This window comes from Lapidilactobacillus salsurivasis (assembly GCF_054785215.1).
Map to the genome: position 1 here is coordinate 372,865 of NZ_BAAABI010000001.1, position 23,719 is coordinate 396,583.

General features: G+C 47.9%; 20 protein-coding genes. 8 read left to right on the top strand and 12 right to left on the bottom strand.

All coding sequences use genetic code 11. From position 1 onward, the window contains the following. Positions 1–76: 76 nt before the first annotated feature. Both ACYVSB_RS01750 and ACYVSB_RS01755 read right to left on the bottom strand, forming a co-directional pair. Complete coding sequence (locus ACYVSB_RS01750; RefSeq protein WP_461218188.1) at positions 77–580, bottom strand: hypothetical protein; 504 nt, start codon at positions 578–580, stop codon at positions 77–79. 19 nt (positions 581–599) lie between these two features. After that, positions 600–1,247, bottom strand: coding sequence for a hypothetical protein (locus ACYVSB_RS01755; protein ID WP_461218189.1), 648 nt, complete (start codon positions 1,245–1,247; stop codon positions 600–602). Between the two features lie 307 nt (positions 1,248–1,554). On the opposite strand from ACYVSB_RS01755, the gene ACYVSB_RS01760 reads away from it, so the two are divergent. The 3 genes from ACYVSB_RS01760 (at position 1,555) to ACYVSB_RS01770 (ending at position 5,025) form a co-directional block, all read left to right on the top strand. Continuing rightward, entirely contained in the window at positions 1,555–2,850 is a 1,296-nt protein-coding gene (locus tag ACYVSB_RS01760) for a sensor histidine kinase (RefSeq protein ID WP_461218190.1), read from the top strand. After that, positions 2,847–3,614, top strand: a complete 768-nt coding sequence (locus ACYVSB_RS01765; RefSeq protein ID WP_461218191.1) for a response regulator — start codon at positions 2,847–2,849, stop codon at positions 3,612–3,614. Before ACYVSB_RS01760 ends, ACYVSB_RS01765 begins: the two co-directional genes overlap by 4 nt. A 142-nt stretch (positions 3,615–3,756) precedes the next feature. Then, positions 3,757–5,025, top strand: a complete 1,269-nt coding sequence (locus ACYVSB_RS01770) for an alkaline phosphatase family protein (RefSeq protein WP_461218218.1) — start codon at positions 3,757–3,759, stop codon at positions 5,023–5,025. A gap of 23 nt (positions 5,026–5,048) precedes the next feature. Here ACYVSB_RS01770 and ACYVSB_RS01775 read toward each other — a convergent pair whose 3' ends face one another. Beyond that, complete coding sequence (locus ACYVSB_RS01775) at positions 5,049–5,315, bottom strand: hypothetical protein (RefSeq protein ID WP_461218192.1); 267 nt, start codon at positions 5,313–5,315, stop codon at positions 5,049–5,051. Positions 5,316–5,532: 217 nt separating this feature from the next. On the opposite strand from ACYVSB_RS01775, the gene ACYVSB_RS01780 reads away from it, so the two are divergent. After that, the gene (locus ACYVSB_RS01780; protein WP_461218193.1) at positions 5,533–6,783 is read left to right on the top strand and encodes an MFS transporter; all 1,251 of its coding nucleotides are present in this window, start codon (positions 5,533–5,535) and stop codon (positions 6,781–6,783) included. A gap of 105 nt (positions 6,784–6,888) precedes the next feature. Here the strand turns inward: ACYVSB_RS01780 and ACYVSB_RS01785 are convergent, their stop codons facing one another. Further along, positions 6,889–7,242: a hypothetical protein gene (locus ACYVSB_RS01785; RefSeq protein WP_461218194.1), complete on the bottom strand. Its 354-nt coding sequence runs from the start codon at positions 7,240–7,242 to the stop codon at positions 6,889–6,891. Positions 7,243–8,234: 992 nt separating this feature from the next. Here ACYVSB_RS01785 and ACYVSB_RS01790 point away from each other — a divergent pair. Genes ACYVSB_RS01790 through ACYVSB_RS01800 form a run of 3 tightly spaced genes read left to right on the top strand, consistent with a single transcriptional unit; the run spans position 8,235 to position 10,490 of the window. Further along, the gene (locus ACYVSB_RS01790; RefSeq protein WP_125601340.1) at positions 8,235–8,612 is read left to right on the top strand and encodes a GntR family transcriptional regulator; all 378 of its coding nucleotides are present in this window, start codon (positions 8,235–8,237) and stop codon (positions 8,610–8,612) included. Continuing rightward, positions 8,602–9,498, top strand: a complete 897-nt coding sequence (locus tag ACYVSB_RS01795) for an ATP-binding cassette domain-containing protein (protein WP_461218195.1) — start codon at positions 8,602–8,604, stop codon at positions 9,496–9,498. Before ACYVSB_RS01790 ends, ACYVSB_RS01795 begins: the two co-directional genes overlap by 11 nt. After that, positions 9,495–10,490 carry a hypothetical protein gene (locus tag ACYVSB_RS01800; RefSeq protein WP_461218196.1) on the top strand — a complete coding sequence of 332 codons (996 nt, stop codon included), beginning with the start codon at positions 9,495–9,497 and terminating at the stop codon, positions 10,488–10,490. The genes ACYVSB_RS01795 and ACYVSB_RS01800 overlap by 4 nt, the downstream gene beginning before the upstream one ends. A 136-nt stretch (positions 10,491–10,626) precedes the next feature. Here ACYVSB_RS01800 and ACYVSB_RS01805 read toward each other — a convergent pair whose 3' ends face one another. The 5 genes from ACYVSB_RS01805 to ACYVSB_RS01825 all read right to left on the bottom strand — a co-directional run bounded on the left by ACYVSB_RS01805 (position 10,627) and on the right by ACYVSB_RS01825 (position 18,276). Further along, positions 10,627–11,754 carry a hypothetical protein gene (locus tag ACYVSB_RS01805; RefSeq protein WP_461218197.1) on the bottom strand — a complete coding sequence of 376 codons (1,128 nt, stop codon included), beginning with the start codon at positions 11,752–11,754 and terminating at the stop codon, positions 10,627–10,629. Between the two features lie 244 nt (positions 11,755–11,998). Then, complete coding sequence (locus ACYVSB_RS01810) at positions 11,999–13,627, bottom strand: aryl-sulfate sulfotransferase (protein ID WP_461218198.1); 1,629 nt, start codon at positions 13,625–13,627, stop codon at positions 11,999–12,001. Between the two features lie 260 nt (positions 13,628–13,887). Beyond that, positions 13,888–14,448: a TetR/AcrR family transcriptional regulator gene (locus tag ACYVSB_RS01815; RefSeq protein WP_461218199.1), complete on the bottom strand. Its 561-nt coding sequence runs from the start codon at positions 14,446–14,448 to the stop codon at positions 13,888–13,890. Between the two features lie 329 nt (positions 14,449–14,777). Beyond that, positions 14,778–16,559, bottom strand: a complete 1,782-nt coding sequence (locus ACYVSB_RS01820; protein WP_461218200.1) for an ABC transporter ATP-binding protein — start codon at positions 16,557–16,559, stop codon at positions 14,778–14,780. 1 nt (position 16,560) lies between these two features. Then, positions 16,561–18,276 (bottom strand): ABC transporter ATP-binding protein, encoded by a 1,716-nt coding sequence (locus ACYVSB_RS01825; protein ID WP_461218201.1) that lies wholly within the window; start codon positions 18,274–18,276, stop codon positions 16,561–16,563. A 409-nt stretch (positions 18,277–18,685) separates the two neighbouring features. Between ACYVSB_RS01825 and ACYVSB_RS01830 the strand changes: the two genes are divergently transcribed. Then, on the top strand, positions 18,686–19,993 hold the full coding sequence (locus ACYVSB_RS01830; protein WP_461218202.1) for a dihydrolipoyl dehydrogenase family protein: 1,308 nt from the start codon (positions 18,686–18,688) through the stop codon (positions 19,991–19,993). On the opposite strand, the gene ACYVSB_RS01835 is transcribed toward ACYVSB_RS01830, so the two are convergent. The 3 genes from ACYVSB_RS01835 to ACYVSB_RS01845 form a co-directional block, all read right to left on the bottom strand. Next, positions 19,976–20,380, bottom strand: coding sequence for a hypothetical protein (locus tag ACYVSB_RS01835; protein ID WP_125601316.1), 405 nt, complete (start codon positions 20,378–20,380; stop codon positions 19,976–19,978). The genes ACYVSB_RS01830 and ACYVSB_RS01835 overlap by 18 nt on opposite strands. A 216-nt stretch (positions 20,381–20,596) precedes the next feature. Then, the gene (locus ACYVSB_RS01840) at positions 20,597–22,339 is read right to left on the bottom strand and encodes an ABC transporter permease/substrate binding protein (protein ID WP_461218203.1); all 1,743 of its coding nucleotides are present in this window, start codon (positions 22,337–22,339) and stop codon (positions 20,597–20,599) included. Between the two features lie 3 nt (positions 22,340–22,342). Beyond that, positions 22,343–23,566 carry a quaternary amine ABC transporter ATP-binding protein gene (locus ACYVSB_RS01845; protein WP_461218219.1) on the bottom strand — a complete coding sequence of 408 codons (1,224 nt, stop codon included), beginning with the start codon at positions 23,564–23,566 and terminating at the stop codon, positions 22,343–22,345. Positions 23,567–23,719: the final 153 nt, after the last annotated feature.

The window sequence follows — 23,719 nt, forward strand, 5'->3', positions numbered from 1 at the left end:
TGGAATGCGTCCTTTTCCGTGGCAATGATCAGGTCTATCTGCTGAGCAGAAATCGCAAATCTTGAAAGTCAAACAGTCAAATGGCCACGTAAACATCATAACCAATGTTGGCAGTACTTGAAAATGCTCCCAAATTATGGCCGGATCCATTTTCAATTTTTTGACCAGTTATATGAGCCGTTGCGTATTGATAATAGTGCTTAAATTTGCCACTAACGCTATGACTGGCTCCTACACTGAACTTGAATCCAAAAGCCGAATAAGATAGAGCGATTGTCGTGCCAGCTTTTTTGGTAATTGTTCCTTTATAAACGCGCTTTCCCTTTGTAATTGACGAATGCACTTTTTCGAGGTGCCATGCCGTTGCATCACGCTTGATCCTATTTTGAAAAACTACTGCCTCATCGACCTCAAAGACTTGACCGCTTTCAGAATTATCTACGGATCCGATCTCCAAATCATTGGCTTCTATAGCAGTCATTGCATTTACCCGAACCGGATTATTTCTTGTCTGACCACTGGCTAACAAACCGAATAATAAAGTAATTGCAATCATCAAACTCATTTTAATATTCTTCATTATTATCCTCCAATATTAATTACCCACCAATTTCGAATAACGGTAACAACAGCGACAAAAACCAGCAGCCATACCAAACTACAAGCGTAAACAACCAGTTTTGGCTCAGGTGATACGCCAGCCAAAGCCCCCACCAGAATAGTAGCCCGATCAGGAATTGCTGACCGAACTGCTGGATCGGCGTAGTCGCCAGACAGATCAACAGCGGAACAAGTACACTCCACCGGTGTGACCATTGCTTCTGCGCTAGCCAAAGCGCTGGTATGACAAAAACCGCGATGATCGTCGCCAATGGCCACAACAAGTTATCAACGATGATCAGCAATTGCCAACCCACACCAACCGGCACATTCAGCTGACGCCCAGCCACAAAGGGATAACGCTCATTGATCACCTTTAATAGGCCAAATAGCAAAATTGCCACCAAGAACGCCGCGAAAATAAAACCAACCAGATGTGATCGCGCAATGCGTTTTAGTTGCTGCCGTAGGACCTTTTCGGTAACCAGAACTAGTAGCACCGTTAGAATCAGCGTCAACCCGGTCACTAGGAGTAGCCAGTTGCTTGCCTGCCCTGAACTGAGCTGTAACCCTAAAAAAGTGATTGGAAAATAAAGCAAATAACTAGCAAACGCCCATCCCCGTTTCTGTTCACCACAATCAACCATTATGATTCACCTCCTTTACCTTAAGAATTTCGCTACCTTCGAGAACATCTCTAGCATAGAGCGGGCCGGCGGTTTGCGTGCCAAACAAGCACGAATCCACCAATAAACGACTTGAATCCACTTTTTTCACACGAATCACAAACTACAAGTCAAGACTCAGCAATCAAGTTGCGGCGGCCTTAGCCCAATGGATCAGCCACAACCATTTGAAGACGACCTTTTGAAACTTGAGGATGCTTTCACTCTTGATCGGCTTTTTGTGGCATAATTATCTCAGTGAAATAATGATAATATCAAGGTGATCTCGATGACATTTTCTTGGTTCTACTTATGGCGTTCCTTGTTGATTTTACTTTGCTATCAAGGAACTTTTCTAGTGTTCTACCCACAAACCACTCGGCGACAAAAGTTGTCCCTGACCCTATTGCTGTTGCCTACCCTAATTTTGATCGGGTTATTTGGCAATTACGCAACGATTGTCTGGGGTATCGGTGTTCTTCTTTGTTTGCACGGAACGCGCCAACAACGTTTGCTCGTCATTGATTGTTTGCTGCTCAGCTTCATGTTAGTCACTACCTGTACATTGATTGCCCACGAGTTGGCACTCCCGTTCATTGCTCCCAATGATAGTCGTGGTCTGTTTGACTGGCTCCAAGTGATCCTGTTCGTCATTTTGCTAGGAGCCGCGCTAGTGATCCTGAACCATTTCAAATTCCAGCAAAAGCTGTTGCAACACATTTCAGTGGATACCACTCTTTTGATAGGCTATTTCTGCTTTAGTTTTCTACTTTTATTGATTTGTAGCGAACTATTCCATGCTTATGAACAGCTATTGACCGGGCTATTGATTTTCATGATCGGGCAATTCATTTTGATGGTCTTCTTGCTGCTTCACATCAGCAAACAACAGCGCCAGCAATATGAGAATCAGCTGCTACAGCAACAGTTGGCCACAACGCAACTCTACATCACAGAGCTAGAAACGTCTGAACAACAATTGCGCCAATTCAAACACGATTATCAGAACATCTTACTCAGCTTGCAAGGCTTGACCGATCGTAGCGAGAACGCCGAGCTACAGGCCTATTTGGCGCAGCTGATGACGTATTCCGCCCAACAGATCGACTCCCATACTGACCTACAAAATGACTTGGTCAATGTCAAAAATCCTTATTTAAAAAACTTGCTCCTCAACAAACTTTATCAAATGCGTCAGAATAAAATTGCCAGTCAGTTTGAATGTCGTCATCAACTAACGGAATTGCCACTAAAAATTTTTGATTTTCTACGCCTTTTGGGGATCTTTATCGATAATGCCAGTGAGGCGGCCCAAACAACGTCGCAACCTAAAGTTCAAATCGAAGTCAACCAAACCAGCACCTATTGCGAATGGATCATTACTAATACTTGTCAGCCCAGTCAAGCCTCCTTCGGTGAGATGAGTCAACTGGGTTTCTCGACTAAATCGAACCACGCGGGCTTGGGTCTGACTAACGCGTTCCAAATCAGTCAGCAATATCCCAACGTTAGTATTTATTGCCAACAAAGCGAGACCACCTTTACTGTCAATCTCAAAATCGATCCTGCGGAGGTAGCCCAATGAGTCAGTGTCTGTTTATTTGCGAAGATGAGCGCGCTCAAGCGGTGAACTTGCAGCAAATCGCTCGAAACTTTTTCCTTTTCCACGGTCTCGGTCAGGCGGAAATCGAACTCACGACAACGCCAGCTGAATTGATGGCCTGCTGTCAAAGTCAACAACCTCACGCGGGGATCTATTTACTTGATTTCAATTTGCATGATCGCCTGGATGGGCTTGATTTGGCCGGTTGGATTCGTCAACAAGACGCTTTGGCCAAAATCATTTTTGTCACCAGCTATCAGGAGTTGGCGCCAGCAATTCTAGCCCGCCAAATCGAACCCTTGGCCTATATTGCCAAGGATCTCCCCTTCGAAGATTTTCAATCCAAAGTGATGGCCGCGATCGACCTTGCTGTGACGCGCATCGCTGCCGAACAACAGGCCCAACAGACTAATTTCAGTTTTTCGATTGGCAGTCAAATATTCAATTTGAATTTGACCGATGTTATTTTATTGGAAACCTCAATGATTCCTCACCATTTAGCGTTGATTTTCAATCATGGTCAAACCGATTTTTGTGGTAAAATCAACGATTTTGCCTTTGCCTATCCCCAACTACTCCAAGTCAATCGCAGCCTTTTGGTCAATCCCGACCATGTTAAACAAGTGGACCTAGCACGGCGACGTCTTTGGCTGACAGGTTCACTAGAACGTCAAATCGCCCACGGACGCGTCGCTGCGGTCAAACGCTGCTTTGACGTTCATGGGCCACAATCTCCAAAAAGGTGAGCCACTCCTGAGAGGCGCGCCATTATTCACGAGGATTCGCCAAGCGCTAGGACTTACCACCTTACATCTAAGGGTCAATAAGCGTATAATTGACCCATGAATAATTAAAAGTAAGGGAGTTTTGAGCTTGGCAAATAAGCATATGGTCATTATTTCACTGGACTCACTGGGTTATCGCGATTTACGCGAACACATGGATGAACTGCCGACATTGAAGCAGCTGATCCAAACCGGCGCTTGGGCCAAGTCAGTCACAGGGGTCTATCCCACTTTGACCTATCCGTCCCACACGACGATCATTACCGGCCAATACCCTAATGTCCACGGTATCGTCAATAATACCAAGATCCAGCCAGAACGACGCTCGCCTGACTGGTTTTGGTATCAAAAAGACGTTAAATCGACAACCTTGTATGATTTGGCCCGTCAACAAGGCTTGACCACGGCCGCATTTCTCTGGCCAGTAACGGCCGGCAGTAAGATCACCTATAATTTAGCGGAGATTTTCCCGAATCGAATTTGGACCAATCAAGTCTTGGTTTCGCTCAAAGCCAGTTCACCACTATTTATTTTGGAACTGAATCATAAATATGGCAAAATGCGTCAGGGCATCAAACAGCCGCAATTAGATGCTTTTCTGACAGCTTGCGCAGTGGATACTTTAAAAAATAAAAAACCAAATCTGACCTTGATCCACTTGGTCGCTATGGATAGTATGCGCCATCGCTATGGCGTTCGTTCACCAGAGGCCATGGCCGCATTGCATAAATTAGATGAGCAAGTGGCCCAGCTGATTCAAGCGACTAAAGATGGTGGTTATTATGAAGATACTAATTTTGTCGTTCTCGGCGACCACTACCAAATCAACGTTAATAAAATGATCCATCTAAACACGCTTTTCTCGCAGAAGGGCTGGCTCAAACCAGAAGCCGATCAGACCTTCAAAGAATGGTCGGTTATGGCCAAAACTTGTGACGGCAGTACTTATATCTACACGAAAAACTTCAACGATCTGGCTCAATTACAACAAGTGATTGGGCAAGTCGAAGGTGTCGAAAAGATCTATCGCCGTAAAGCCGCGCTCCAACGCGGTGCGGATCCAGCTTGCACTTTAATGGTCGAAGCTAAAGAGGGCTATTATTTCACCGATGAAAGTGAACGACCAATGATCGTTGAAACAGTTGATCCTGCGTCATTAGGAACACCAGACCGCTATCATGGCGTCCATGGCTATGATCCTGATAAACCTGATTATCAAACAACCATTTTGTTCAACGGTCCCGCAGTCGCTAAGGGCGTCACACTTGAACACGCGAATTTAGTTGACGAGGCCCCGACATTCGCCAAATTATTAGGCGTTGAATTCCCCGAACCACTGGCAGGGCACTGCTTAGACGATGTAATCAAATAAGAGTGCAGAGTCAGCCCGAGTAGCTAAACGCAAGCAGCTAGGGCGGTTATCATGCCCGCAGCTTGCGCTGCGAAATTCGGGGTGAGCTCGCTGTGGGCGCTGTTTTGAGCCAACCCGCAAAGTGCGCGGCTTGTCTCAAAATCAGGCCTTGTCCTAAGCGGCAAAGCCGCCAAGGACAATTTCACGGCGATCTCACCCCGAATTTCTCCGCTCCAGCCGCTCAACGTTATAACAGCCGTTTGAGCACTCACGCCGACTGACAAGCTATGGTAAATTGATGGGGAAGCCACGCAATTGACGACCAGGGCTAGTGATCATCAATTGGATATTGATGACCCCAGAAAAGCTAGGTCAGCGAACACGTTTCAAAACAGAGTGCGAGCCACCCCGGGTAGCTTCTGAGCATTAACCTAGCCAGGATTTTGGAGGCGCACTATGCCTCCGGAAGCCTGGCGTAGTTAAGCGGAAGAAGCTGGGCTGGCGAACACGTTTCAAAAGGAGAAGAACATGAGGTTAAATAAAAAACAATGGAGTTGGGTTTTCTATGACTGGGCCAACTCAGGGTATGGCATCATCGTCACCACGGCGGTGCTCCCCGTCTATTTCAAGGCAGTCGCCCAAGACAATGGGGTCAGCGCAGCCAATTCGACGGCCTACTGGGGTTACGCCAATAGTATTGGCACGTTATTAGTGTCCTTACTGGCGCCCGTTTTAGGCGCGTTAGCAGACTACCGGGGCTTCAAAAAGAAGATGCTCAACGGCTTTGCCTGGCTGGGTATCATCATGACCACCGCCCTAAGTTTCGTCCCAACTAATCAATGGAAATGGCTCCTGTTTGTCTACATTCTCTCGATCATCGGCTATTCTGGTGGAAATCTGTTTTACGACAGCTTCTTGACCGATGTCGCACCAGATGACGAGATGGACAAACTTTCTTCTTATGGCTATGGTTTTGGCTATTTGGGCGGTGTGCTCGCTTTTATTTTGTTCTTGGTCTTACAACTGACCAAAGGGTTCGGGCAATTATCCAGTTACGGGGTCGCCCGTTGGAGTTTCGTGCTCGCCGCAATCTGGTGGGTTATCTTCTATATCCCGATTCTGCGAGATGTACAACAAGTCTACGCCATTGAGCCCGACAAAAATCCGATTGTGGATAGCTTCAAACGGGTCTTGGAGACTTTGAAACATATCCGCCAATATAAAGCAGCCGCTTGGTTCCTCGTCGCTTATTTCTTCTATATCGATGGCGTTGACACGATTTTCACCATGGCCACTTCGATTGGGATGGATATTGGCGTTGATACCACCATGCTGATGATGGTCCTGCTCGTCGTGCAATTGATTGCCTTTCCGTTCTCACTATTATTTGGTTGGTTGGCTAATAAAACTTCAACACGGGTCGGGATCCTGACGGGTATCGTCATCTACTTCTTCATTTGCATCTACGCCTTCTTCTTGAACTCTGTTGGCGATTTCTGGTTCTTAGCTGTTTTGATTGGTACCAGCCAAGGCGGCATCCAGGCACTAAGTCGGTCTTATTTCGGTAAACTGATTCCCAAAGAGTCCGGCAGTGAATTCTTCGGCTTTTATAATATCCTAGGTAAGTTCTCCGCCGTCCTGGGACCCGTTATCGTAGGGGTTGTGACCCAATGGACCGGCAAATCAACGATCGGCGCCGCTTCTTTAAGCATTCTCTTCCTAATCGGGCTGGTGATTTTCCTTTATCTGCCGAAACTGACGCGGGAGAAGGCCAATTGATTTTCTGTTTACTTTGATTTCCAATGATCTAGCACGCAAAAAAGACACCTTCGCACTTAAACGCAAGGTGTCTTTTTGTATCCGTCAGGCGCGCCAATGCGGTGATCAATCCGCGTCTGCATAGTAATGGGTGCGGACGATCAACGTATAAATAACAATGATCCCGCCAAGAATCAGCGCCAAGGAGAAAACAAAGTGAGTGCTCAGGAATTCTTGACCAAACCCAATCACCCAAATCGCCTGCGCCAAAATGAAATTAAGCGTATCGGTGATCCGTTGTTTGTGGACTCGACTCGTGATCAGCGTCAAATAAGCAATCGTGGCCAGGAATAGCACGATGAAGAAAATATAGCCAAAAATCTTGTTGAGTTCTAAAAATATCAATAGTCCTAACAGAAACTCAATGATTACTAAAACGAATGTTTGCCAACCATTCGGTACTTTTTTCAGCCATTTCATCGCTTATCCTCCAGATTTAGTGATTCAATAATTCCAATTTTAGCGAACTGGGCTGGGAAATGCAATGGTTCTGGAAATTGGCCGCGTCCGGTGTCGGGGATTGCAGCTGTGGTGAGGCTCCAGGTCAGGCCGGGGATGGTGGAACGCGATGCTAGCAAAAAGGATGATGCCCGCAGCTTGCGCTGCGAAATTCGGGGTGAGCTCGCTGTGGGCGTCACTTTGAGCTTCGCAAAAACCGCGAATCTCAAAGCTGAGCCTTATTCTAAGCGGCAAAGCCGCTAAGAATAACGACAGGTTGATCTCTTACCCCGAATTTCTCCGCTCCAGCCGCTCAACGTTTTAACAGCCGTTTAAGCACTCACGCCAATTAGCCAGCTATCGCCAATTGATGTGGGACCACGCAATTGACGACCGTGGTTAGTGGTTACAAACTTTTCATTGGTGACACCAGCGTAGTCTGTCAGATGAACTGAGGCAAGTTCTTGATGAATCAGCTGAATCGGGCAGTTTCACCAAGGGTTGTCTAAGGAACAGATAAAGATGCTCAACCAAGTAAACTATACCGACTGGCTAAGCCGAATCCGCCGGCGTTGCCGTACCATCAAAAATAGGAAATTGTTTGACCACCACACTAGCAAAAGCACTTCGTAACCTACTCCGCCTTGATTGCAGATAGGCGTAATTCTGCCTAGCAACCGCCTCAGGGCGTGTGGCTCAGCAGTGAAATTTGTCTTTGTGGCTTTGCCACTTAGACAAAGACCTGATTTTGAGACAAGCCGCGCCCTTTGCGGATTGGCTCAAAACAGCGTCCACTGCGTTCCAGCCACCCAAAACGCCCTGAGGCGGTTGCGTTCACACCCAAATCCAGCATACCTGCAAGCAAGCGAAGTAGTAAATACAAAAACGGTATTTTTTAAAAAAAGTCAGATGAAGCCTTGCTTTTTCGTGGTGTACTGTGCATAATAGTACACGTAGACAAGGAGATGATGAGCATGGTCGCGCCAAATTATTCTGGCTTGGCAATTTATGAGCGTTTAGCGCTCAAGATCAAAACACAGGTCTTACAAGGTGTGCTTCAACCAAGTGACAAACTTCCTTCTGTCCGTGAAATGGCTTTACAGGAACAGCTTAATCCTAATACTGTCGCCAAGACTTACAAACTATTAGAAGAACAACAGGTAATCTACGTCGAACCGGGCAAGGGCTCTTTTGTGAGTCAGATGCAGACTACCGCTGATGAACGTACCAGCACTAAATTTAAAGCACAATTTCGTCATTTGATCATTGCCGCTCGCGCTCAAGGTATCCAACAGGTGCAGTTGGAGCAATGGTTAGCTGAACAATTTGAGGAGGAGAATCATGAAGCTTGATGTAACTAATCTGGCTAAGTCTTTTAGACAACAACCAATTCTGAAACAGATCGATTTCTCTTGGACGAATCAGGAGATCATCGGACTAGTTGGCCGTAATGGCGCTGGGAAAACTACCCTACTTAACTGTTTAACCAATGACTACCAACCGGACCAAGGGGGAATTTTCCTGGACGAGGTCGGGTTGATGGAGAAACCCGAATTACGCCAGCATCTAGTCGCGGTCGATCCACAACACCCGTTCTTTCAATCCGAGCGCTTGACGGCGATCAGTGACTATTACCAACTGGCTTATCCCAACTTTGATGGGCAACAATTACAGAAATATTGGCTCGGTAATCAAATCGAGCGAAATAAACAGTATCGCGAGTTCTCCAAGGGACAACAAGCCTATATCTGCATCACCTTGGCGATTTGTTGTCGCGCTGAATTCGTGATTTTGGATGAACCATTTGATGGTCTGGATCTGATCGTGCGTGATAAGATCGTGCGTCTAATCATCGCCAACAGTACGAAATACCACTGCGGTTTCTTGATTGCTTCCCATAATCTGAACGAGTTGGACGGGCTTTGTGACCGTGCGCTTTTCCTGAATAACGGGAGGATCACGCAGGATTACGCTTTGGAAGCGACGCGAACGCAGAGCAGAAAATTCCAATTGGTCTTTCGCCAGCAACAAATTCCCGCCTTGGTTTATGAGCGGGGTAAGATCTTAACGGTGCGCGGCCGTGTGTTGGAGGTAGTCTTCACAAATTACGATGACGGTCTAGCCGCTGATCTCGCCGCACTAGAACCGGTTTTATGCGAGGAACTGCCCTTGGAACTGACCGATCTTTTTAAGGCAGAATATCAGTCAACTTCAACAAGAAAGAAGGTCCTAGCATGACCAATCTGCAGAAAATGATTTGGAGACGACATCGTTGGCTAATTTTTCTATTTTTCGGAGCCTTGGCGCTTCTTTTGGTCAAATTGGGGATTGATCTGCGTGATGTCGACATTAAAGTTAATTATTTGCGAACACTGCGACACTCCGACGCAATGCTTGTTCTTGATCCTTTCGGTTCGATTCTGCTTACCTCACCGACTGCGATCAGTTATCTCAGTTTCTTTTTCGTTCTGATCACGTCATTCATTGATCGTCAGACTGGTTTTACTGACTTTCTCATGACCACGGGACATCGCCGTCAAGAAATCGGCTGGGCTTTGTTACGTCAAAATTTGGTGATCACTTTAAGTGCCGCAACTGTCGCTGTCCTCTTTCTGACTGGTAATTTTCTCTTCACGATCGGTCTGAACGAACCGCAACTATTATTGGGAATCGCCTGGTCTTGGCTCCGGGTCATCTTAGCAACGACCGTCTTGGATCTAACAGCAACGTTGTTTGGTAGCCTTTTCTCCGGAATTGGTGGTCTGATCGTGCTGGCCGACCTAATCTATATCTTCACTACCATCATTGCTAACACGGCCAAAAGGTTTCCAATCCTCAGTCTCATCGTAACTGGCTATGGTAGCTACAGTAATTCGAGTCAACATGAAATTTCCCAACCACTGTCGCTCATCGGCCAGCATCTCTTGCTTTACTTGATCGTGATCAGCGTTTACTCCTGGCTCCTTAATTACTGCTACAAACATTGGTCAGCCGAACAACGCCAACGCTCGCTAAGTCTGGACCAGTTTCGCTTACCTTTGCTGCTCATCGCCGTCGTCCCATTCTTCACCCTCTGGATCATCCTTGATTTTAATAGTCTGACCGTTGGGGAACTGACCTCGGCCGTGTTAGTCGCCAGTCCGATCATCATTTGGTATTTCTGGCCTTTAGTCACCCGCCTGTTCACCTCGCAAACCTTCCAGCAGAAAAAGCAGTCAGTGAATCAATAACACCACAACCACGCAAATCAAAAAAATACCGCGATCATTGCCCGCCTGACCCAGCCGCTAAGGCCGATCTGGCTCAATCATGATCGTGGTATTTTTATTTTGGTTGCAGGGACTCTTCAAACGTAGCCCGCCGCAATTAAAAGTCGTTCCAGTTATCGTCATCCTGCTGCGGGCCTGAATACCAATTTGGTTTCTCCGCGGCAGTGACCGTGACGTCAGGGTGCTCAACTGGCGCTTGTGCCTGTGTTGGTTCGTGGTCAGCCTGGTTGGTGTTCTGTGCGGAATTGTCCTGATTGTTTTGAGGTCTCGCTTCGGCTTGGGTATTGCCTTGTTCGACATCGCCCTGTTCAGCCTTGCTTTGAGGCTGGTCTTGATCAGCCTCTGCTTGGTCCTTCTGTTGTTCCAATTCGGCTAACGCTTGCTGCGCCCGCTGAATTTCCTGCTCAACGTCGGCTTTATCAATTTCGCCTTGCGCGCGTTTTTTGCTGTTAAATAAGGACCGCACATCAATCATTCGTTGGGTGAAGCGCAAGATTTTTATGGCTAGACGTGCTTCGCCAGGACTGTCAAAATCTTGCGTGTCTCCAAGCTGGCGAGCTTGCGCAGCTGTTTCCTCAGCTTCGGCGTCTTTAATGTCCGCCGCCGCTTCTGCTTTGACCTCTTTCAGCTCATCTTGAGCTTCTTGCAAGTCTTCCTGGGCATCGGCGATTTCTTCTTGACCATCTGCGCGGGCTTCATCAACATCAGCATGCGCTTCTTCCAAGTCATCTTGCGCATCACCAACTTCATCTTGTGCGTCAAACACAGCATCCTGGGCATCACTTAGGACATCTTGCGCCGCATCCGTTCCAACTTTTTCAGCGTATTCGCGGGCCGCGGTGGCGTGTTCTTGGGCCAAGTGAAGATTTTCTTGAGCTTGCGCCAGATTAACTTCGGCTTGGCGCACGTCGGCCTCAGCCTCCTGTAAGTCCGCCGCAGCCTTGCTTTGAGCTTTCTCAACGCAGGCGCTAGCTTGCTCAATCTCCCTTTCCGCGGCTTTAATGGCGGCGGCTTCACGTTTTACTTCCGCGGTCTCAGCCGCGGTTTCAGCCCGCAGTTGCGCTAATTCTGCCGCAGCCTCATCGAGGTCACCCTCAGCTTCACGTTTTTCTCGAGCAAATTCTCTGCCAAATTTGTGGGCAGTTTCCTGATCATCCCAAACCTCCTCGTCAACTGCGCTCAAATTCTTTTTTTTGCCTGAACTTCCATAGAACAAAATCGCCATGTTAACTCCACCCTTCTTAAAAGCAGCTCAATTTCAATCTCATATTATGAAGTAATTGTAATCTATTTCTCATTAATTGCCAATCCGCCTAAAGTCCCAATCCTGATTTATTGGTTGGAATTGCCTTGAGCGCCTGTAGGTCAATCCGAAGCAGTCATAATAAAAACCGCCAGCTTCAAGTCGGAGCGGCGGTTTCGCGATTCAAATCAGCGTGCTGGGCAAAAACCAATCACCAGCTAATTCTCTATTGGGTGACATCAAACAGATAATTCTCATCATAGGTGGCCAAACGATACGCCCGATACACATAAGCCTTGGCTGAAGGGTTTGACACAGTCAAATTATACACCTGCTTCTGACCATCGACCTCGATGATATTGCTTTCCGTGGCGTCATTCTTCCAGCCGAAGTCAATCAAGTAGTTGCCATTGCTCAATTTCTGTGTGTAACCGATCGCCGGGGTAAAGTTGGCCTTGCCTAAGGATTTGCCGTAAGACCAAGTTTCCGTGATGGTCATCTTATCCGTATCAATATGGTATTGAACCCCTTCGGAATATTTACCGCTGGTGTCTTTGTCGCCGTTGGTCACGTTGATATTGTTGTTATAGAGCAAAATATCTTCACTACTTGGATCACCCTGCTCATCTTCAAGTAGATTGATGCCGTGTTGACCGCCAAGCACGGTGGTCCCCTTGGTTGGAGTTAGCAAGAATTGTTGATATTTAGTCGGCCAGGTCGATTTCTGCTTGCCTGAGTAGATCCATTTCAGCTTAGTCGTTTTCAGGTCCATTTTCAAAATCATATCTTGGTTCCGACCGGAGATCAAAATACTCTGATCATTTTTGTCATACCAAACCGCGTTTTGATGGAACCAGTCCACCGTACCCGCGTCGGATTCTTGATATTCTTGGTACATCGTTTCCGGCAAGATTCGCTTTAGATCAATGATTTGCTTAACTTTACCCGTTGTGTGTGAAATCACTGCCATGGTATCTTCAACATACTTTGAGCCATCACTGACGGTGGCCAGCAAATCATGGTTCGGCAATTCAATAATGTCGTGGTGGATCACCGTTTTGTCATCGCCAGCCTGCTCGCTATTCCCGGTCTTGGTATCAAACGTATATTCCTGATAGATCCGACCTAAATAATCTGTTTCCAGCAAATCATTGTACGTATCCCCATCTTGATCTTCCTTAGTCAACATCAAGAGATGTCCGTTGCTGATTGGCTGCAACATATGTTGGACATAATACGTGGAATACCACCGCACCGCACCATCCGCGTCAACGGCGAAGGATTCTTTCGTCGTCCGAACCAAGAAAGTTAATTGATTATCACCAATTGACATTTTCTTCTTATCATTCTTCGTGACGGTGATCTTGGTCGACTTGATATATTTCGGCAGGGTCGTGTTAGTGGTGATGGTCAACTTCTGCGTGGTCGTCGTTCCGCTGGCCGTTTCGACGGTGACCTTAACTGTATTATTTCCCGCATAAAGCCCGACCACCGGGACTTGATGCTGGGTCTGATAACCGCCATTGACCGTATTGGTAATCGAAGTTCCGGTTGATTTTCCCACGACTGTGTAAGTCACCTTGGCCTTTTCAGCCGTTGTGAAAATCACCAACGCGGTGAGCGGTGAGGTTTCATAAGGATTGACCTTGATGTAAGGTTGCGCCAATGTGTAATCAGCGTTGGCCAAGGCTGCCTGATAGGTTTTATTCGCCTCAGTTTGATCGTCCGCTCGGGTCGTAACAAATTTTGACCCCAGGTTTTCAATGATTTGTTCCTTGGTCAAAGGCGTTTCGACATCCTCATCGGCGATTGCTTGTGTTTGGCAGCCACTTAAAACCACTAAAACACTGGCCATGACTATCACACCTGCTATTCTCATTAATGTTCGATGTCTTTTCACTTTTTCATCCAGCTCCTTCAAAAAAACTTATTTATTCATAATAAGGTAAAGTTTTGAAAGCTTAATGAAAAAGATGATTGAGATATGAACATTTTGTAAGATTTATGTGACGATTTTGTAAGATTAGTCTGGTGCGACGCTGACGGATGAAACAAGCGAACACGGAAAAACTAGCCCGCACCATCGCGCTGGCTAGTCTCTAGATGTGGATCAGATCAGGCGAGGCCGATCGTCGCGATGGCCAGAGCAATCACTTGGGCGAAACGCTGATCGATCTCCGCTGGCGTCAAACTAGCGAAAAAACCGCCTGTTTCTTGCACGACAAAACCAAACAAGGCCGAGCGATACAGTGTCGTTCCGGCGCAAACATCGTCATTTTCCAATTGTAATGGTTTGAAAACACTGTGATAGAGCTTGGTCAAAGCCGCGTGGGTCTGAGGACTTTGGCGGGTATTCAAATCCAACAGTACCGGCGCCAATTCAGCGTGATCCCGCGTCGCGCATCGAAATTCGTGGGCGAAGGTCATGAGCGCCTCGGTCCCAGATACACCCACCAATTCTTGAACGACGGTTTGCGTCACTTCGTTAACAAATTCAGCGCCCACTAGATCCAACAAATCCGCCAAACTGGTGACGTAATTATAAACGGATTGCGGCCGAATATCCAACGCGTCCGCCACATCCCGTAAAGTCAGCTCGGTCAACCCTTTTTCTTCAATCAAGTGTTCTGTGACCGCCAGAACTTTCGCCCGTGTCAAATCTCTTTTTCTTACCATGTTATCGCCCATTTCTAAATGCTCACTTCTTATTATACGTGTTCCTCACACCCACTTCAAAACAAAAAAGTGATTTCATCGCCGGCGAAACGCTGGTAATGAAATCACTTATCCTAATTAAGGCTAGCATGAAAAAACAAGATGCGCTGTCAAAACACTGGCTAGGCTAACGCTCGGGAACTGGCCAGGTCGGTTCGCGCTTTGATTTGAAACGCGCTTACCGACCTAGCTTCTTCCGCTTAGCTACGCAAGGATTCTGGAGGCATGGACCCGCCTCCAAAATCTTTGCTAGGCTAATGCTCAGGCGCTAACCGGGGTAGTTCGCGCTCTTATTCAAAGACCATTTGGTTGTGGTAGAGTTCGGCGTAGAAGCCGTTTTCTTTCAAGAGGGCTTGGTGGTTGCCTTCTTCGATCACTTGGCCATCGCGGAGCACGACGATTTTGTCGGCGTTGAGGATGGTCTTCAACCGGTGGGCGATCACGAAGCTGGTCCGGCCGGCGATCACATTGTCCATGGCGGCTTGGATCTGCGCTTCGGTCACCGTATCCACATTGGAGGTGGCCTCGTCCAGAATCAACAACTTCGGATTGGTCATGATCGTTCGCGCGATCGACATCAATTGCTTTTGACCCGCGGAGAAAATCGTATTCTCATCGCTGATCATGGTGTCATAGCCATCATCCAAAGTCATGATGAAATCATGGATCCGCGCCTGTTGCGCCGCGGCGATCATCTCATCATCACTGGCTTCCGGCTTCCCGAATTTAATGTTCTCGCCAATCGTCCCGGAGAAAAGTTGCGGATCTTGCAGAACGATCCCGACATTTTCCCGTAAGGAGAACAGATCCATTTCCTTGATTTCCGTACCATCAAAGGTGATCTCCCCTGAATCAAGATCATAGAACCGGTTCAGCAGGTTCATTACCGTGGTCTTGCCTGAGCCAGTCGGACCGACTAACGCGACCATCTGGCCCGGATCCACATTGATATCGACCCCATGGAGGATCTCTTTGCCAGGTTGATAACTGAAATGGACATCTTTTAACTGGATCCCCTGGTCGATCGTCGTTAATTCCTGACCGTGGGCGGGGTTGACTTCATCAGGTTGTTCCCGCACTTCATTGATCCGGCGCGCGCCCGTGATCGCCAATTGGATCATGGTGTACAGTGAGGTCAGGGAAATGATCGGTTGATAATATTGTTGTGCGTACTGAACGAAGATCACCACAAGGCCCAATCCAGCCGCGACTGACATTTGCTGATTCATCACTAAACTTGAACCGACAAAAATCACCAACGCCGTATTGAACAGCGACATTCCTTGCATCAGCGGGAACAAGATTCCTGACCAGATCTGACCGCGCAAGGTCGATTTCTTGACCTTGGCGTTGTGTTTCATAAATCCAGCGATCGAGTCCTTTTGCAGGCCATTGGTGATGATCACTTTTTGCCCAGTGATCTGTTCGTTGATATAGCCATTCAACTTACCAATATCGTCTTGTTGCGCGTTGACATATTTCTGAGCCTTGACGATAATGATCGCCGCCAAAATCACGGCCACCGGCGTTGACGCCACGGTGACCCAGGCCAAAGTCACATTTTGTCGGAACATCATAATGATCATCCCGATAAACAAAGTGACACTGGAGAAGATTTCAAAGAGCGCCTGGTTCATCGCGTTGAAAATATTATCTAGGTCTGACGTATAACGGGCCAAAATATCCCCGTCCGAGTGAGTGTCAAAGTAGCTGACCCGCATCCGTTGCATTTTACGAAACAGACCGATCCGCATCGTACCCGTAGAACGCCCGGCGATCTGCGAAATGATCAAAGAACTGATCAACATCGCCACCGCGTTGAAAATGTAAAACCACATCAATTTGATCAAGGCGCTGTTGAACGCCGCCTTTGAAGCCTGCGCGCGGGTCGCCGGATTGGACCAAACTTGGAGATATTTGGCCAGATCACTGATCGCGTCACCCATGAACACAGGCGCTTTGACCTGTAAATAGGTTGCGACGATCGTTAAACCTAAAACGACCAACAACCCGAGCCAATATTTGCGGAGATAATGGGCAAAGAACTTACCCGCACCTTTTAAATCACTCATCTTACGCCTCCTCTAACGCCTTTTGCGTCCGATAGATTTCCTGATAAGTTGGGTTGTTGCGCACTAATTCGTGATGGGTCCCCATGCCGACCAATTGACCATGATCCAACACAAGGATCCGGTCGGCCTTGATGATCGAAGCGATTTTTTCAGCAATGATCACGGTGGTGGTGTGGCTTAATTCCTTCGCCAACGCCTCTTGGACCAGCTTCTCTGAACGAGCGTCCAGAGCGCTGGTCGAATCATCCATGATCAAAATATCAGGTTGACTGATCACGCCGCGGGTGATCGATAACCGCTGCTTCTGTCCACCAGAAAAGTTCGCCGAACGTTCTTCAACTGGTGCATCATAACGTTTATCCAATCGTTCGATAAATTCGGAAGATTGAGCGATATTCGCTGCCCAGCTCATATCTGTCGTCGTCGCTTCCGGCTTCCCTTGGCGCAAATTTTGAGCAATCGTTCCGGAGAATAAAGTTGACCGCTGTAACACAAAGGAAACTGCTTGCCGCAATGAATGTTCATTGACTGTGCGCACGTCCTTACCGCCGACCTCGATCGAACCCTTTTCCGGATCGAATAACCGTGGGATCAATTGCACCAGCGTCGATTTACCCGAACCAGTCGCGCCGACGATCCCAATCATTTCACCCGGTTTCACGGAAAAACTAATATCTTGCAAAGTCGGTTTCTCATCACCCGGATAAGTGAAAGTCACATCATTGAACTCGATCGCGCCTGACAAGTTTTCATCAGGCACTTCTGGGAATGTGAGGCTTGGCTGGGTATCATAGATCTCTTGCAACCGGTTCAAGGAAACAAGCGCCTGAGAGACCCCAGTCATCATGAACCCCGCATTAACGATCGCGAAAAGAATCTGCATCAAATAACTGACAAACGCGGTCACGGCCGTTAACGCGCCAGGATCAGAGGTGACCATTTGCCCAACCAGCATGATCGAACCGGCCACCGCCAGATTCCCCACTAAGAAGAAAGCGGGCATCAGAATAGAAAACAGATTACCGATATGGATCGTGGTGTCAGTCATCTCATCTGAAGATTCTGAGAATTTAGCAATTTGACTCTTCTCCTGAACGAAGGACTTGACCACGCGGATCCCCATTAGGTTTTCCCGCGCCAACATATTGTTCCGATCAAGGATCGTCTGCATTTTCATGAAATACTTGCCCATGCGCGCAAAGGCGAAGACACTGACCAAGCCGATCAGGACCATCATTAAAACAATGACCCACCACAGCTTGGGCAACGTGATGATCGCCAGGATCAGCGAACCAATGAAGAGAATCGGAATCCGTGTGATCTGTTGTAACACGGACATCACCACGTACTGCACGTGGTTAACATCATTGGTCAAGCGCACGACCAAATTCGCCGCCGAGAATTTCTCGATATCTTCAAACGAGAATTTCTGAATCTGGCGATAGCCATCTTCACGCATATCCGCGGCAACGCCTTGAGCCGCCCGCGCCGAGAAGATCGTGTTAAAAACACTGGCAATGATGCCCAAGATCGTCAAACCAATCAATTGGATCCCCAACTGATTGATCGTCTGATTATCTTTCTTCAAGATCGCCGCCAGCATATCTTGCAAAAGATGCGGTTGCCACAAAGTGACGAACGCGATCACCGCCACCGCCAGTGTTGCCCATAACGCATCACTGCGATAACGTTTCAAATATCGCATAAATGTTTTCATTCATTTACCCCCAATCGTTTTTGACAATAGAATATGATTTTACCCTAAAGAAAAAATAATCGCAATAGGTCTGTAGACTTACTTTCGTAAGTTTTTTGTGATCGTGATTATGCAAGAGTTATTGGTATTTCGCTTCTAGCGCAAGCTCACTCACTGAAATCCGCTGAATCTCCAAAATAGCCGGCTAAACGACAGCTTTATATAGTAGAAACTAGATCCGGTAGCCCGTTTGACTGACCAAATGACTTGCCGTGAAATTGTTTTCCCCGCAGATCACAGGTGGCGGCGCTCCGCGGTTCGATTATTTCGGTTCGTTGCGCCATGGTGCTATCATTGACCTGTAAGTTTCATTGATTATTGGGAATATTGGGGATTCCGCCCTGTTTTTTTTGCTGAAAGGAAGATTCTGATGACAGATTATCAAACAATTATTATTGGTGCCGGCCCTGCCGGTAACGCCTTGGCTTATCGCTTGGCCAGCACCCAGAAAGTCTTGGTCGTTGAAAACGATCTCTTTGGCGGCACCTGTCCCAATCAAGGTTGTGACGCGAAAAAGATGTTGTATAGCGGGATCGAAGTGCATCAGCAAGCGCAGCGGCTCCAAGGTCACGGCCTAGCCTCCGCGCCAAAGATCAACTGGCCTGACTTAATGGCGTTCAAGCGCAGTTACACCGAACAAGTCCCAACAGCCACGGAAGCCGAGTTGAGAAACGTTGGCGTGACTACGGTTCATGGCACCGCTAAATTTATCGCCGCCGATATTCTGGAAGTCGACCATCATCAATACCACGGCAACCATATCGTGATTGCCACCGGTCAGCGGCCGCATCAACTCCAGATCCCCGGCGCCGAATTGCTTAAAACAAGTCGGGACTTTCTCGACCTCGACCAATTGCCGCAGCGGATTATTTTTATTGGTGGCGGTTATATCAGTTTCGAATTGGCCAATATCGCCGCCACAGTAGGCGCACAGGTCACGCTGATCCACCACAATCAGCGGCCGCTGAAACAGTTCCCACAAATGCTGGTCGCTAGCCTGATCCAACAAATGACCGCTGCAGGTATCCAGGTCCAGTTAGGCGCCGAACCCCAAGCCGTCCAAAAAACCGCCACCGGCTTGCAACTGCAAACCAGTGCCGGTGACTTCGATGCTGACCTGATCATCAACGCTACTGGTCGCCAACCCAATATCGATGCCTTGGGACTGGACCAAGTCGGCATCAACGCCGATGTTCATGGTGTCGCCGTCAATGACCATTTGCAAACCAATCTTCCTGAAGTTTATGCGATCGGTGATGTGGTCAAACGAACTTTGCCGAAATTGACACCTGTCGCCAGTTTCGAAGGTGACTATTTGGCTGACCAACTCTTAGGCTTGCGGGACGACGCCATTGATTATCCGCTGATCCCGACCATTGTTTTCGGCACGGAAAAGCTGGCCCAGATCGGCGTTTCAGTTAACGAGGCGCAAAAAGACACCCGCCATTTCCAAGTGACGGAGATGGATGTGGGCAGCTGGTACACTTATAATCGAATCCAAGATAAAAACGCCAAGGTATTGTTGGTCAAAGATATGGTGGGGCAAGTGGTCGGCGTCAGTGTGCTGTCCGCATTGGCCGACGAACTGATCAATCATTTCGCGGATCGGCTGGCTCAAGGTCACGCGCCACTGTATTTGTATCCAACCACTGCTAGTGATCTAGCCTACTTGAATTAACCCGATATTGTTTGTTCTTAGACAGATTGGGCACAGCTTGCACCGCGAAAGCAGGTTGGCCGCAGCTTGCGCTGCGAAATTCGGGGTGAGCTCGCTGTGGGCGCTGTTTTGAGCCAATCCGCAAAGTGCGCGGCTTGTCTCAAAATCAGGCCTTGTCCTAAGCGGCACAGCCGCCAAGGACAATTTCACGGCGATCTCACCCCGAATTCCTCCGCTCCAGCCGCTCAACGTTTTAATAGTCGCTTGAGCACTCACGCCAACTGGCAGGCTATGGTCAATTGATGAGGAACCACGCAGTTGACAACCGTGGTTAGCGGTCACCAGCTTTAAATTGGTGACACCAGCACTGTCTGTCTGATGAACTAAGGCAAGCTCTTGTTGAATCAACTGAATCGGTTGATTTCCACCGTGGATTGTTAAGAAAACGAATAGAGATGTTCAGCCTACGCAAAGTGTCCCGACCTTCTAATCCGAATCCGTTGGTGTTGCTGTACCACCTCAAAAGTGGGTAATTGTTTGACCTCTAGCTTGCAAAACCACTTTAGCAGCAACGAAATAATCCCCTTACCCAAAATCGGGTAGGGGGATTATTTCGCAAAAAAGCTACTTGGCTTGCCAAGCCTTGACTTGTTTGGGATGTGCCTTGACCCATTCTCGCGCGGCTTTTTCTGGGCTCATGCCCCGATTGATTGCTAGCATCACGCTTTGCATATCTTTAACGGACCAGTGGAAGTTATCTAGGACCCGATAAACTTCAGGTTGATCTTGTTTTAAGTCCTTACGCACGATCGTGTTGATGGTTTCGCCTTGACCCATTACCTTTTGCGGGTCGGCCAGATACTTCAGGTCGTACTTTGCGAATAACCAATGCGGGGACCAGCCGGTGATCACGATGGGTTGTTTGGCTTTGATCGCCTTTTGCAGCGCGACGGTCATCGCGCCGGTGGAAGAGGTAGCCACAGACCAATTGGCCAGATTGGGATATTTTTTCAAGGCGCGATCGGTGGCGGTGACGACACCTGCGCCAGGTTCGATGCCTGTGATCGTCTGACCTGCCTGATCAGTCAGCTCACTGATGCTATTGACTTTCATGTAGCTGGGAACGACTAGCCCGATTTTCGCGCCGGTCAAATTGGCGCCTAGATTGTCCACTTGCGTTCGATATTTCTGATATTGAGCGCCGTGAGTGTTGGGTAGCCAGGCGGACACCATCCCGTCAGACTCGCCTTTCGCCACAGATTGCCACATGATTGCGTTGTCTAATGGTGTCAGCTCGACTTGATAGCCCATTTGCCGCAAGACTTCTCCAATCACATTGGTGGAAGCGACCTCTGTATCCCATTGGACATAACTTAACTTCACGGTGCCGCGACTGCTGCTGGCGGCGGATCGCTGAGTCGTGATTGCGGAACCCACTGCGATCACTAACATGGCAGTGACTAAACTCAAGTTGAAACGACGACGTTTTTTCTTCGTTTGTCGGTCTTCACTGCGCTTGCGTGGCCGATTAAGACTTTGAGTGAAGCGGTCCACGATGATCGCCAGGATCACCAAAGCAACGCCATAAACGAAGCCGTTGCCGACCTGCGCACGCTGCAATGCTGATAAAACGCCGCGACCTAAGCCCGGCGCGCCGATCATTGACGCGATCACGACCATTGATAAGGCCAACATGGTGGTTTGGTTGATTCCGGCCATGATCGTACTTTTAGCCAATGGCAGTTCCACTTTGAAAAGCTTCTGCCAGCCAGTACTGCCGAATGAATCGGCCGCTTCGACTAATTCACCGTCAACTTGGCGAATACCCAGATTGGTCATGCGTACCGTTGGCGGTAAGGCGAAAATCACTGAAGCGACCACACCGGGTACGACGCCGATACCGAAGAAGGCCACCGCCGGGATCAAATAAACGAACCCTGGCATGGTTTGCATGAAATCTAATAAGGGTTTCTGAATCGTTTGCATGGTCTCACTTTTGGCCATCCAGATACCCAACGGTACCCCGATCAGGATTGAGACCAAGCTGGCAAACAGGACTAGTGTGACCGTATTCATCAGATTCGACCACAAGCCTTGATTCCAAATAAACAGTGTTCCCACTAAGGTAAATGTCGGCAAACTCCAGCGACGCCCACTAACAAAAAAAGCCGCGATGGTCAATAATCCAATAAAAACTGGGATCGGTATCGCCAGCAAGCCTTGCGTCAAGGCATTCATCATCCCTTGACCACCCGTTTGGATCTGATCAAAGAAACCACTGCCGGCTTTGGTCAACCAATCGGTGAAACTTTCGACCCAATTGGCGACTGGTAATTTTGAGATTGCTGTAATTGTGAGTTGATCCATTGACTAGACTCCCTTCTCTGGCGTTGCCGTCGTATTGTTGCGCGCAACTGTTTTTACGGTTGCTGATCCGCTGGTGAGCGCTACTGGATCCGCAGTTGCCTCGGCTGTGGACTCAGTATCTGCCAAGGCTTCCAGCACACTACCCCGGATCACGACTCCGAGCAATTTATTTTGTTCATCAACCACGGCCACTGGTGTATCCGCGGCATAGATCACATTGAAAATCTCGTTAGCGATAGTATCCGGACTGATCTTAGGGATATCCTGACGCAAATAATCAATTAATGGCTGTCCACTTTTTAAAGCGGACAATGCCCCATCTGCGGTGATCACACCTTGCAAACGACGTTGTTTATCAATGGCGATCAACATTGAAGTTTCTTCATGACGCATGCGCCGCAATGCCATTTTTGGCCCGTCGATCGCTAAATTGATCGTCACTGCCGGAATCATGATATTCCGTGCCGTCAAAACCTTGGTGTAGTCCACATCCTGCGTAAAAGTTCGCACATAATCGTTGGCTGGATGCGTCAGGATCTCCTCACCCGTGCCGATCTGTTGGATCTGGCCATCACGCATGACCGCGATCCGATCACCGATCCGTAAGGCTTCGTTTAAATCGTGAGTGATAAAAATAATCGTTTTCTGTAAATTGGCTTGTAGATCGATCAATTCATCTTGCATTTCTCGGCGAATCAAGGGATCCAATGCGGAAAAGGCCTCATCCATCAAAAGAATATCAGGATCATTGGCCAAAGCCCGCGCCAACCCGACCCGCTGTTGCATCCCACCCGATAATTGTTCCGGATATTGATCCTTGAACGGTGTCAATGACATTTCGGCCAAAGCTTTGTTTGCGGCTTGCGCACGCTCGGCTGGTATGACCCCACGGATCTCTAAACCAAACTCAACATTTTGTTGAACCGTTCGGTTGGGTAATAATCCAAAATTCTGAAAGACCATATCCATTTTATGACGTCGGACTGCGCGTAATTGTTTCTTGTCCATCGCGTTGATATCGACGCCTTCTAAGTAGATATGACCACTGGTAGGCTCGATCAAGCGATTCAGTAAACGGATCAAAGTTGATTTGCCTGAGCCTGAAAGTCCCATGATCACAAAGATCTCCCCAGCTTCTACAGAAAAATCAGCCTGATAAACCCCAACGGTCGAACCAGTTTTCTTTAAAATTTCTGTTTTGGAACGGCCAGCTGCCATCATTTTCATGGCAGCTTTCGTTTTCTTGCCAAAGACTTTACTTAAATTTTTTACGGTAACGATTGGCACCAAATTCCCCCTTTTTTTCTAGTCATCAAAAAAGTGACCATACTATCGTATCATAGTGTGGTCACTTTTGTAAAAGATTGTTGTTTCAAGGTT